13 protein-coding genes are annotated in these 13,153 nt (G+C 27.6%); 1 reads left to right on the top strand and 12 read right to left on the bottom strand.

All coding sequences use genetic code 11. From position 1 onward, the window contains the following. Positions 1-555 precede the first annotated feature (555 nt). From KGF38_RS02935 to KGF38_RS02890, 10 genes are all read right to left on the bottom strand, one after another. Positions 556-1,335 carry a phosphatidate cytidylyltransferase gene (locus KGF38_RS02935; protein ID WP_054270596.1) on the bottom strand — a complete coding sequence of 260 codons (780 nt, stop codon included), beginning with the start codon at positions 1,333-1,335 and terminating at the stop codon, positions 556-558. A 12-nt stretch (positions 1,336-1,347) separates the two neighbouring features. After that, positions 1,348-2,082 (bottom strand): isoprenyl transferase, encoded by a 735-nt coding sequence (locus KGF38_RS02930; protein WP_054270597.1) that lies wholly within the window; start codon positions 2,080-2,082, stop codon positions 1,348-1,350. A gap of 28 nt (positions 2,083-2,110) precedes the next feature. Then, positions 2,111-2,314, bottom strand: a complete 204-nt coding sequence (locus KGF38_RS02925; protein ID WP_054270598.1) for a hypothetical protein — start codon at positions 2,312-2,314, stop codon at positions 2,111-2,113. 2 nt (positions 2,315-2,316) lie between these two features. Next, positions 2,317-2,874 (bottom strand): ribosome recycling factor, encoded by a 558-nt coding sequence (frr, locus tag KGF38_RS02920; protein WP_021384992.1) that lies wholly within the window; start codon positions 2,872-2,874, stop codon positions 2,317-2,319. A 25-nt stretch (positions 2,875-2,899) separates the two neighbouring features. Further along, positions 2,900-3,604, bottom strand: a complete 705-nt coding sequence (pyrH, locus tag KGF38_RS02915; RefSeq protein ID WP_021384989.1) for a UMP kinase — start codon at positions 3,602-3,604, stop codon at positions 2,900-2,902. Between the two features lie 84 nt (positions 3,605-3,688). Further along, entirely contained in the window at positions 3,689-4,600 is a 912-nt protein-coding gene (tsf, locus tag KGF38_RS02910) for a translation elongation factor Ts (RefSeq protein ID WP_054276922.1), read from the bottom strand. A 78-nt stretch (positions 4,601-4,678) separates the two neighbouring features. After that, a complete protein-coding gene (gene rpsB / locus KGF38_RS02905; RefSeq protein WP_003424537.1) occupies positions 4,679-5,392 on the bottom strand; it encodes a 30S ribosomal protein S2 in 714 nt (237 codons plus the stop codon). Between the two features lie 207 nt (positions 5,393-5,599). After that, positions 5,600-6,784: a D-alanyl-D-alanine carboxypeptidase family protein gene (locus tag KGF38_RS02900; RefSeq protein WP_176702528.1), complete on the bottom strand. Its 1,185-nt coding sequence runs from the start codon at positions 6,782-6,784 to the stop codon at positions 5,600-5,602. Between the two features lie 103 nt (positions 6,785-6,887). Beyond that, positions 6,888-7,946, bottom strand: a complete 1,059-nt coding sequence (locus KGF38_RS02895) for a potassium channel family protein (RefSeq protein ID WP_054270601.1) — start codon at positions 7,944-7,946, stop codon at positions 6,888-6,890. A 192-nt stretch (positions 7,947-8,138) separates the two neighbouring features. Then, positions 8,139-8,783 carry a helix-turn-helix domain-containing protein gene (locus KGF38_RS02890; protein WP_054270602.1) on the bottom strand — a complete coding sequence of 215 codons (645 nt, stop codon included), beginning with the start codon at positions 8,781-8,783 and terminating at the stop codon, positions 8,139-8,141. Positions 8,784-8,966: 183 nt separating this feature from the next. Here KGF38_RS02890 and ytaF point away from each other — a divergent pair, with 183 nt between their 5' ends. Next, positions 8,967-9,590 (top strand): sporulation membrane protein YtaF, encoded by a 624-nt coding sequence (ytaF, locus tag KGF38_RS02885; protein ID WP_074179643.1) that lies wholly within the window; start codon positions 8,967-8,969, stop codon positions 9,588-9,590. Between the two features lie 54 nt (positions 9,591-9,644). On the opposite strand, the gene KGF38_RS02880 is transcribed toward ytaF, so the two are convergent. Together KGF38_RS02880 and KGF38_RS02875 are read right to left on the bottom strand one after the other, a co-directional pair. Beyond that, on the bottom strand, positions 9,645-11,561 hold the full coding sequence (locus KGF38_RS02880; protein ID WP_074179642.1) for an endonuclease MutS2: 1,917 nt from the start codon (positions 11,559-11,561) through the stop codon (positions 9,645-9,647). Between the two features lie 518 nt (positions 11,562-12,079). Continuing rightward, complete coding sequence (locus tag KGF38_RS02875; RefSeq protein ID WP_074179641.1) at positions 12,080-13,147, bottom strand: RNA ligase RtcB family protein; 1,068 nt, start codon at positions 13,145-13,147, stop codon at positions 12,080-12,082. Positions 13,148-13,153: the final 6 nt, after the last annotated feature.

The following is a 13,153-nucleotide window of genomic DNA, read 5'->3' as shown; positions in this document are numbered from 1 at the left end:
TTTAAATATTAGTCTACTTTAAATTTAATCATCAAGTAAATGACATTGAAGATGGAATATCTAATTTATTTTAATAAACAATTAAAGTACCATTTACCTAGAATTTAACTCTTTGAATTTATTTTATCACATTATGGAAATATATTCCTTTTTTTTGAGATATTACTTAAATTATACATATACTTGTACAATAAAAGCAACAATCTACTTATCTATTATTAATTATGTTTAAAAATAAAATTTATAAATATATAATAAACTAATTACATTTAGATATATATATTATAAAAAGATAATAAAATTAAGAATATCGATATTATTAAACAAAAAAATACTTTTTAATGACAATTCTCGTATACAAAACAAATGCATACTACAAATATAGTATACATTTGTAAAGCAATACCTATTTTATATAATCCACTTAATATATTCTAAATCATTAAACAATGAAAATAGCCATGTAACTAAACAATCGCAGAATCTTCTGCTTTTAGAAGTTACATAGCTATTTTCATTACTAGCAATTATAGACTGCTCTTTTAAAACCAATCTTTATCTAATAAAAAATTTAATAGCACTATACACAAAAGGTGCAACTAATATAACGCTATCGAATCTATCTAATATACCCCCGTGACCAGGTATTATCTTTCCATAATCCTTTATCCCTACATATCTCTTTATAGAAGATGCAAATAAATCTCCTAATTGAGCTATTATACTTCCTATGCTTCCTATTATTGCTAATTGAAGCAAATTAATACCAAATAAATATCCAAATATAATACAACAAAGTGTACTTCCTATTATTCCTCCAATAGCTCCTTCTACAGTCTTTTTAGGACTCACTTTAGGAATTAACTTATGTTTTCCAAGTAAATAGCCACTAAAATATGCAAATATATCTGTCATAAAAGATATAACAAATATAAGCCATACATAGATATTACCTTTTTCAAAACCATTTATAGTTATAACTATAAAATCTAAAAACACTCCTATATAAAAAATCCCTAAAAACGTAATCGAAACATCTATAACATTGTTTTTGCCCATCAACATATAAATTATACTTGCTAAAAATAAAATGAAAATCATTGCATAAGTATACTCTAATGGTAAGTTAAAAATATTTTTTATAGCTAAATAAATAGAAAATATATATCCAATAATGAAGATTGGATTTATATCTTTTATTTTAAACGCCTTATAAAACTCATGTAATGCAATATAAACTATTGCCATCTCAGCTATATATAAAGGAATCCCTCCATATACAACAAATAGAAATAATGGAACCAGAGCTAGTGAAGCAATAATTCTTGTAAGCATAAAATAATCTCCTTACTTAAGTCCTCCAAATCTTCTATCTCTTTTTTGATATACATAAATAGCCTTTTGTAATTCTTCTTTATTAAAATCAGGCCAATGTATATCAGTGAAGTAAAACTCAGAATAAGCAACTTCCCAAAGTAAAAAGTTACTCAATCTTTGTTCACCGCTTGTTCTTATTACCAAGTCTGGATCTGGTATAGACTTTGTGCTTAAATAGTTTTTTATAATATCTTCATCAATATTGTTTATATCTATTTTCCCACTTTCACAATTTTTTACTATATCTATAAGAGCATTTTTTATATCTGCCCTACTTCCATAGTTTAATGCTAAATTTAAGTTAACTCCTGTATTGTCTTTTGTCATTTCCTTAGCTGAGTTTAATTCTCTTATACAAGTCTTTGGTAAAGCACTTATATCTCCTATAGCTGTTACTTTTACATTATTTTGATGAAGCTCAGCTATTTCATTTCTTAAGTATGTAGATAATAAGTTCATAAGTGTATCAACTTCAATTTTTGGTCTCTTCCAATTTTCTGTTGAAAATGCATATAATGTCAAGTGCTTAACTCCTAAATTTGAGCATTCTTTTACTATATCTCTTATAGTTTCTACTCCAGCCTTATGTCCTGCAGTTCTTGGAAGAAATCTAGATTTTGCCCATCTTCCATTCCCATCCATTATAATAGCAATATGAGTAGGTATGTTATTTAAGTCTATGTCATACATAATGTTGTTATTCATATTTTGCCTCCAATATTGTTCTGACTCCTTAAACTAAGGAGTCAGAAAAGTATGTGATTATTAGTTCTACATTATCACCTATCTCAGATATTTTTATAACTCTAGGAACTACAAGTTTATCTTTATCCTTTTTGCCTTCAATCGATTTTATAGTATAAGTTATATTTTGTTCATCAAAATATTTTTTTACCTCATCTACATGAAGACCTAAAAGGTTATAATATTTTTTCAATATTATACCTCCATTATATCCTTTTCTTTTTTAGATAATAATGCATCTATTTCTTTTATAAATTTATCAGTCATTTTTTGAACTTCATCTTGTGCTTTCTTTGACTCGTCTTCAGTTAATTCTCCGCCTTTTTCCATTTTTTTAATCTTTTCATTGGCGTCTCTTCTTTCATTTCTTATTCTAACTTTAAATTCTTCTGCAGCTTTACTAGCTTTTTTAGCTAGTTCTTTTCTTCTTTCTTCTGTTAAAGCAGGTACAGAAAGTCTTATAACTTCACCATCATTTGATGGATTTAATCCTAAATCTGAATTAGATATAGCTTTTTCTATTTCATGCATAGCAGATTTATCCCAAGGAGATATCATCAATACTCTTGGTTCTGGTACAGATATAGCACCAATTTGATTTATCGGAGTTGGAGTTCCATAATAATCAACTCTTATCTTGTCTAACATTTGTGCATTAGCTCTTCCTGCTCTTATAGTCCCAAATTCAAATTTCAGAGCATCAATTGTCCCATTCATTTTCTCTTCTAACTGCTTATGTATTTCTAGTTTCATAATTTTACTCCTCCTTCATTCTTCATTATTTTACAGTAGTTCCTATATTTTCACCTTTTACTGCTCTTATTATATTCTCTGTTGTAAGCTCAAATACCTTTATTGGAATCTTATTATCCATACATAAAGATGTAGCTGTAGAGTCCATTACTTTTAATTCTTTTTGTATAACTTCCATATAACTTAATTCTGTAAATTTCTTAGCATCTGCATGTACTTTTGGATCCTTGTCATATACTGCATCAACATTTTTAGCTAACAGGATAACTTCTGCTTCCATTTCAGCAGCACGTAAAGCAGCAGTTGTATCTGTTGTAAAGTAAGGGTTTCCTGTTCCTGCACCAAATATAACAACTCTTTCCTTTTCTAAATGTCTAACTGCTCTTCTTCTTATATATGGCTCTGCAATTTGTCTCATATCTATAGCAGTTTGAACTCTTGTAGCAACCTCTATATTTTCTAGTGCATCTTGTAATGCCATCGCATTCATAACTGTAGCTAACATTCCTATATAATCAGCAGTAGTTCTGTCCATTCCTTCGCTAGTTCTACCTCTCCAGAAGTTTCCTCCACCTACTACTACAGCTACTTCAACACCTATTTCTTGTATTTTTTTAATAGCAATAGCAATATCATTAACTACATCATTGTTTATACCAAAACCTCTTTCTCCAGCTAATGCTTCTCCACTTAATTTTAACAATACCCTTTTGTACATTGGTTTATCCATCAGAAACCTCCTATTTCAATCCTTCATATCCATTTTTTTCTATTTTTTAAAAAAGAGAACACCTGCGTGTTCTCTCTTTGGTTATTACTTAAGTTGCTTCGCAACTTCTTCTGCAAAGTTTTCTTCTCTCTTTTGTATACCTTCACCAACTTCGAATCTCACAACTTTAACAACTTTTATATCAGAACCTACTGCTTTAGCAACATCAGCAACTAATTGTTTAACAGTTATATCTGGATTTTTAACGAAAGTTTGCTCTAATAAACAAACCTCTTTTAATTCTTTTTCTAATCTTCCTTTAACCATTTTTTCAACTATATTAGCTGGCTTTCCTTCATTTAAAGCTTGTTGAGTTAATACTTCTGTTTCATGTGCTATGTATTCAGCATCTACTTCATCTCTTGAAACGTACTTAGGATTCATAGCAGCAACTTGCATAGCTACATCTTTACCTAATTCTAAAACTTTAGCATCTCTAGCTTCTGTTTCCATTTCAACAAGAACACCTATTTTTCCGCCACCATGAATGTATCCAGCAACTTGTCCATTAGTTACAACTTTAGCAAATCTTCTAAAGTCTAATTTTTCACCGATTTTTGCAACTCTATTATTTAAAACTTCTTGTAAAGTTATTCCTTCTCTATGAGTCTCACCTAATAAAGAAGCTACATCTTCTTTATCAGTAGCTAATGCCATACAAGCAGCATCTTTAACGAATACTTTGAAGTCTTCATTTTTAGCAACGAAATCTGTTTCTGAGTTAACTTCTACCATAGAAGCAACTGTATTATCATCATTCATTTCTATCGCAACTAGACCTTCAGCAGCAACTCTACCAGCTTTTTTAGCAGCTTTTGATAATCCTTTTTCTCTTAATAAATCTACTGCTTTTTCCATATTTCCTTCAGCTTCTTGTAAAGCTTTCTTGCAGTCCATCATTCCTGCGCCTGTACTTTCTCTTAACTCTTTTACCATTTGAGCAGTTATATTAGCCATTTTTTAAGTTTCCTCCTACTTATTCTATTCCATATTATAAATGGTAAGGGCGACCCTTACCATTTAATTGTCAAATTATTATTCTTGGTCTTCAGCTACTTCTTCTTCAGCACCTTGTCTACCTTCGATTACAGCTGTTGCCATAGCACCAGTTATTAATTTTACGGCTCTTATAGCATCATCATTTCCTGGTATAGCAAAGTCTAATTGCTCTGGGTCACAGTTAGTATCAACTATACCAACTACTGGTATACCTAATCTATGAGCCTCTTGTATAGCTATGTTTTCTTTTCTTGGGTCAACTACGAACATTGCACCTGGTAATTCAGGCATGTCTTTTATTCCACCTAAGTATTTTTCTAGTTTTTCTTTTTCAGCTCTTAATTTTATAACTTCTTTTTTAGGAAGAACATTAAATACACCTTCTTCTTCCATTTTTTCTAATTCTCTTAATTTATTTATTCTAGTTTTTATAGTTTTGTGGTTTGTTAACATTCCACCTAACCATCTCTCATTAACAAAGTACATTCCACATCTTTCAGCTTCATCTTTTATCGCATCTTGAGCTTGTTTTTTAGTTCCTACGAATAAGATTGGCTTTCCTGTTTCAGCTACTTCTTTAGTGAACTTGTAAGCTTCTTCAACTTTTTTAACTGTTTTTTGTAAGTCTATTATATATATTCCATTTCTTTCTGTGAATATATACTTAGCCATTTTAGGGTTCCATCTTCTTGTTTGATGACCAAAGTGAACACCTGCTTCTAATAATTGTTTCATTGATATTACTGACATATTTTACCTCCTGGTTTTATACCTCCAGCTTGATCTTCTCCCTAAAAAACCATGTAATAGGCACCTTTTAAGGATCCCAATGCTGTGTGTGATTTATTTTATTTTTTCACCTCTAGTAGTATATCATAGAGGTGAAAAAATAACAATATTTTTTCCATATTTTCTATTTTTATATTTTTTTGTGTATTTTATACCATTTTTTTGAATTTAATTTGCAAATTTCATTTTTAATTTTGTTTTTAATGATATATTGTCTACATTATTACTACTTACTATATCTACACTTCCAAGTAAGTCACCTGAATTAGTATAGTATTTTATAGTACCCATAGTATCACCTTTTTTAACAGGATATTCTATATCTTTAATCTTTACTTCTGATTTTATACTTTCATCATCTTTTAATACTGTGTAAAGTTCATCCTTAGCTTTTAAAGTAACTTCTAATTCTTTCATGCCTTTAATATATTTCTTACCAATAAAACTATCTTTATCAATTAATTTTTTCATATTAAAATTTTCTTTTCCATATTTAAGTAGTGCTAAAGAAGCAGATGTTCTTTTATTTTTATGATTAGTACCCAATACTACACCTATTACTCTACGTTTTTTCTCATTTTTTTCATTTTTGTTTACAATCATAGAAAATGATAAACAATATCCGGCATTACCAGTATATCCAGTTTTTATACCATCTACTTCTGGTATAATTCTTAATAATGCATTTGTATTGCTTTTTTCAAAACTTCTATCTGAATTTGTATATGTCTCCATATCAGTTATAGCTGTTACTTGTTTTTCATAATGGTCAAACATGTATTTACCAAGAATAGCTATATCCCTCGCAGTAGATTTATTTTCTTTTGCTGGTTGTTTTGGATTATTTAAATCGTATATTGGAAGACCATTTGGATTTAGAAAATGTGTATTTGTCATTCCTATTTCTTTTGCTTTTTTATTCATTCTATCCACAAACGCTTCCTTAGTTTTACAAATATGTTTTGCTATAGCAATTGCCGCATCATTTCCTGATACAATCATAAGACCTCTCATAAGCTCTATAAGTGGTACTTCTTCACCATTTTTAAGTTTATAACTTGAACCTTTTACAGATGCAATAGACTTGTCTATTTTTACTACATCAGTTTCTTTTACTTCTTTATTTTCAATAGCTTCTATTGCAAGTAAAAAAGTCATCATCTTACTTAAACTAGCTAATGGTACCTTCATATCAGGTTCTTTACTATATAAAACTCTACCTGTCTCTTGGTCTATAAGTATAGATGTTTTTGAGTATTTGTCTACAGATTTTTCATCTGCAAATGAATAAGTTGGTATTATAAAAACTAGTATCATGGCTAATGCTATAATTTTTCTTATTGCATTTTTCAATTTTTTCACCTTCTTGGATTATTAAGTATATTTATATTTAAATTTTCCCTATTTAGTCCAATTTATATCTAGTAATTAATACCTATCCATATTTACACAGATATTATCTTATCATCCTTTTAATAATCACAGATGCCCAAATTGCTCCTATTGTAACTCCAAAAAATACTTCTATTCCTGCTAAAGCCTTTCCAATTAAACTTGTAGCAACCATATCTCCATAGCCTACTGTACTAAATGTAGCCATACTAAAATACCATAAGTCTATATACATTCTAAAAATCTCACTTAATGAATAATCACCTATATTATTTATATTTAAAGCTACAAGTGTACTATTTGAACTTTGTATGCCTACAAACAAGTATAATAAGGCAAAAACACTTATTATCACTATAATTACTAACAATATATTCCATGGCTTTTCTCCATAACCTGTAGTATAACGTGCTACTTGGTCAAAAAATTTCTCAACTAAATAGTCACTGAAAGTAGGATAATCAGAGCGTTTCATTATTTTACTACTATAAATTCTTTCCTTATAATAATAAAACCCTATCATTTCGTATTCTCCAATTTTTGTTGCTTGATTTCTAGCTATTCTATAATTTATCTTTCCATGCTTATACTCACTTTTATCATACTCTACATTTTTTAGTACAAACTTTGTACACATACTAAAAATAATCCCATCCATTCGTGGAAAATTTTCTGCTCTATTAACTACTAAGTCAGGTCCTTTAAATTTTACTTTTTCAAATATACGGTCATTTATATAGGCTTTACTGAATCTTGTTTTATTAAAATCACAGTTTTCTAGAAATACACCACCATTAAAAAACACACTTTTTCTAAATTCTGTATAGTTAAAAATAATATTCTTTTTAAAAATGTATTTTTTAAAATTTACTTTCTCTTTAAATATTACTTCAGAAAAATTCAATCTTTTGTAATCATAAGTTAATATTTCTTCTGCATTAAATTCATTTTCAAATATAAATCCATCAAATTCACTAATTTCTTCTTTATAAATAGTATCCATCATTAGTTGTATATCTTTATCAGACTTATGTTCTTTATGAAAGATACAATATCCAGAAGAATCCGCTTCTCTAGGGCATTTTTTTTGTCCATCTATTTTAGATATCCATTTACAGTTCATAAATATCCTCCAGTACAAAACAATTATTACTATTTTGTATTAGTTTGGATATTATTTTATTTTATATACTTAAATACTTATAAAATATATATTAACTTGTTCATTTTAAAATTTTTAATATCTTACTTACAAATAAGAGAATAAATTTTATCTATACTTTTATTTCTTTAAGTAATAAATACAACTTTAAAATTACTTATCATCCTTGAGTAATTTTGTAACTATATTTAGTGCTACTAAGTCATCCATAAATCCTATTGGAAATACAAAATCTGGAATAACATCTGTTGATATTACAAAATAAAGTAACATACTTCCAATCAATAAATATTTCTTTATTGTAAGTCCTCCTGTACAAAAGTCAGCATACATTTTTCTTAGTCTATCTGTAAATTGACCTTGCTTTTCAATAGAATCTACTTTTTTACTAAAATTATCAAAAAGTAGTTTTTTCCCTTCATCTGTCTGTACATATAATTTGCACTTACTCAATTCTTTTTCAATGTTTCCATTAAAATTCTTATCATTGATTAAATTTGCAAATCCAAGAATATCATCAAAATTACTAAAATCACTCTCTGTATTAAATATTTGATTATTATTGCTTTTAAATTCATGTCCTGAAGCTTTTAATAACTCTTCTAAATTAATATTTAAATGTATTGCTATCTTTTCCAAGTGATTTATATTGGGTTTTTGCTTATTATTAGCTATACGAGATATAGTAGCTTTGTCAATTCCACTTTTTTTGCTCAATTCTCCCATTGATATATCTTTTTCTTCTAGCAAAATCTTAAATAAGTCACCGAAATTCCCAACCGCACTATTTTGTTCCATCCTTTTCACCTGCTTTATTATGATTGGTTTTATATTATTAATATGATTGTTCTGTTACTTAGGTGTTGTATGATGTTGAAATTTTATCAACAATTTATTGGTTTATCTGTAACAATTTATCCATTTTTACAATACTATAACTAATATAAGTACAAAATTTAAGAGAAAGGATGTTAATCTGCTGTGATTGAATCAATTTTATTAGTGACTTCTCTTTGTATAGATGCCTTTGTAACAAGCTTTGGATATGGCGTAAATAAAGTTAAAGTTCCTTTATATTCAAATATAATTATTAGTGTAGTCTGTTCAGCTATTTTAGCAATATCACTTTTTGCAGGTACAATCGTTAGAGATTTTTTACCTCAAAATATAACAATGTTAATATGTTTCTTTATCTTATTTTTATTAGGAAGTGCTCGACTAATTGAAAGCTTTTTTAAATCTTATTTTAAGAAAAAATCCATACATTCAAAAGATTATAATCTTAATATGTTAGACCTTAAACTAAATTTTAATGTAAGCATTGAACCTGATACTTTAGATACAAGTAAATCTAAAATACTTAAGTCCGCTGAAGCATTTACACTTGCTATTGCTCTAAGTCTAGATGGATTAGCAATTGGATTTGGTAGTGGTCTTGTAGGAGTAAATTATATACAAGTTATTCTATTTTCTTTACTCTCAAATATAATTGCAGTTCTACTTGGTTGCTTACTAGGAAATGTATTTGTTAAAAAAATAAATCTAAACTTATCTTGGTTAAGTGGTTTAATACTGTTGGTCATTGGATTTATGAAGATATGTTAATAAAGAAGCTATCTAAAAATAAAATTTTATCTTTAGATAGCTTCTTTTGTGTTTTTATATTTGTTTTCTATTTTCTCTAATTTCTTTCTGAATCTTTTTAAGAGCTTTCTTTGAACCTCTCTGAATGTCTTTTTCTAATTTTCTATCTTCAAAACTAGTAAACAAGGTATCCAAATCATATCCTTCTGGATATAATTCTGACGCTTTTATACTAAGTTCCAATCTTTTTATGTTTACTGAAATAAAATCATCTTTAAATAATACTTCTACATTATTAAACTTGTCTGTTGGTTTATATACAACCCCAAAATCATTTTCATCTAATAATTTTACCTTATCTCCTACATTATAATCTGTATAGTTTGAAATAATTTCAGAGTTTTTATTTTCTTCAACATTCGATTGTAATTTACTTCTTTTAACTAAGTCTAAATTATAGTTTCTATCAATTATATATTCTTTAGCTCTCTCTAGTACTCTATTTTTTATTCCCATTTTTTTTGAAATAAAAAGAGCATTACTATCCTCAGATTTTCCTATAGTCAACTTATACATTGGTTCTAAAGTTTCTTTATCAAACATCATACCAGCATTTTCGAACTCTGGATGTAAATTAGCAAATTTCTTTATCTCTCCATAATGAGTTGATGCTATTGTTATACATCCCATTCTGTAAAACTCTTCTAATAATGATATTGCTAATCCTGAACCTTCATTAGGTTCAGTTCCACTTCCTATCTCATCAAATAGAACAAGAGTAGAATTATTTGATGAACTCATAATCTCTGCGATATTTTTTATGTGTGATGAAAAAGTACTTAATGCATTTTCAATACTTTGATTATCTCCTATATCCACAAAAACTTTTTCAAATACACTAAATTCACTGCCTTCTTTTGCAGAAATATCAAATCCACATTGAACCATTAAAGTTAATAATCCAACGGTCTTAAGAGTTACAGTTTTCCCTCCTGCATTAGGTCCTGTTATTACAAGACTTCTGTAGTCTTTTCCTATTTCAAAATCTAAAGGTACAACATCTCCTGTTAGAAGAGGATGTTTACCTTTAATTATTTTTATATAGCCATTATTATTTATTTTCGGAGTAATACCTTTTATTTTTTGACTATACTTAGCTTTTGCAAATACCATATCATATTCAGAAAGTATTTCTATATTTAATTTTATCTGATTTATCTTATCAAATATAAGTTCTGTTAAATAAGATAAGATTTTATATTCTTCAATGGTCTCATCAGCTTTTAACATAGTCAATTCTGTACTTAGATTTGAAACACTTATAGGTTCAATAAATACAGTATTTCCCTTTGATGAGGTGTCTAATATAGTACCATCAACTTCATTTTTGTAGGAAGCTTTAATTGGTATTACATATCTATCATTTCTTTTACTTATTATAAACTCTTGTATATATTTTTTATTTATAGTTGATGTTATAAATTTATTTAGTCTATCTTTTATCTTTCCTTCTGTAATTTCTATATTTCTTCTTACTTTTTTTAATTCTTTACTAGCATTAGAATCGACTTTATTCGATTTTATACAGTAATTTATTTCATCTTCTATATTTTTACATTCTGTTATATTTAAAGCATAGGAACTTAATGTAGGTGAATAAAATTCTTTTTCTAGCATAAAAGCTTTAATCTTCCTACATCCTCTTAAAAAATCTTCAATATTTACAAGTTCAATTGGTTCTATTATCATTCCTTTTTCAATTTTGTCTATTGTAGAACCTGCATTAAACAATCCTTCAAGTGGTATATGATTGCTATTTTCAATTATCTTTCTAGCTTCTTTATTTTCTGCTAACTTTCTTCTTACTACTCCAATATTACCACTAGGAGTTAATTTATCTATCAGATTTTTTCCAAGTGAGCTTACACAATATGCTTTTATTAACTCTTTCACTTCGTTTAGTTGTAATCTTTCAAATGTATTACTATTCATTATTTTTTCTCCTTTATTTATAAGTCATAGGCTTTTAAATCCCCATACCATTTACTCTGATAATAGTTATCTTGTGAACGACTTAATAAATAAGGAGTTATTCTGCATCAAACTCCTTATTTATTAAGAAGCTTAACCCCGGACTCATTACTATTAGTATTTTTCTTCATAAAAAACTGCTCCTTTTCTATTTTTACTTAATCATTTATCTTGGTGCTCCTAATATTATTTCATAGATTCCATCTTCATGTCAATAAAAATAATTTCATTGATATTTTTGCATAATAAAAATTGTACTTCATCAAGAATCCATAAATACTTATACTCATTATATCCTTATTTTTCAACACACTTTTTAAACTTTCTATTTATTGTATTAACATAATCTCTTCATTTGCATTTTATATTCTTTTATGAGAACAAAAAAATAGCTAATAATAGTAAAACAATTTTACATGCTCTAACAAAATCAGCTATTTATAATCTAATATAATTTTAATCTTTCTTAACTTTGAAAATTAACCTTTATAAGTAATCAGTGGCTTCATAGTTGCCACTACTTGAATAAGCTTATACTCTATCAAACTTTCAATAATTTGTTCTATATTTTTATAAGCTTCTGGAGCCTCTTGAAATAATAAATTTATATCATTACATATAATATGGCTTTTAAATTTAGTTTGTTTTATGTTGTCTTTATTATACTTGTTTTTAAGACGAGATTTACAAATTGAACGAGACCATTTTCTACCAGCTCCATGTGACAGAGAATATAAAGATATCTCTGTATTTTCAGTAGGCATAACTATATATGATAAACTCCCTCTCGAACCTGGTATAATTACAGCTCCACTTTCACTTGAAACAGCGCCTTTCCTATGTATAAATTTATCTTGTCTTTTCTCTATAAAATTATGATTTATAGATAATATCTTTTCAATATTTCCAGATGTACCTATTGATTGCATAATTTTTTTACTGACAGCTTCACGATTACGTTCTGCCCAAATTAAAGCCTTATCATGACTTTCCATATACGCTCTTGCTTTATCACTTTCAACCTCAATACCATTTTTATTATAAAATTTATTCAAAATAGTTTCTCCATAATTTCTTGAGCCACAGTGGACCAACATCATTATATCATCAGTTGATAATCTTAATTGTTCAAATTCTTCTTTATTATAAACTTCATTTACACACTGAAACTCTACAAAATGATTTCCACTTCCAATAGTTCCCAAATTTAAAATTGGACATTCTTCTTCATATATATCTGCTATTTCTATATCTGATAAGTCTTTAATCTTATCAAGAGATTTAATCCATCTTTCTTTTTTAAATTTCTTTTTTGAAATCCCAATTTTAAATAAGGTCATTCCACATCCTATATCATTTCCAATTATATGTGGATAAATAAAGTCACTAGTTTCAACAGCTAGACCAACAGGTATTTTACCTGCATGTAAATCAGGTAATCCTACTATTTTTAAAACTCCATTTAAGTTTGAAATATCTTCAAGCTGTTTCTTTGCTATATCTTCAATCCAACACTTATTGCTTGCTATTATTTTTATTTCACTCATACTTTG

The organism is Clostridioides sp. ZZV14-6387 (assembly GCF_020657835.1).
Classification (GTDB): domain Bacteria; phylum Bacillota; class Clostridia; order Peptostreptococcales; family Peptostreptococcaceae; genus Clostridioides; species Clostridioides difficile_A.
Note: the sequence above shows the minus strand (reverse complement) of the source record. Positions and strands in the feature narration are given on the sequence as shown.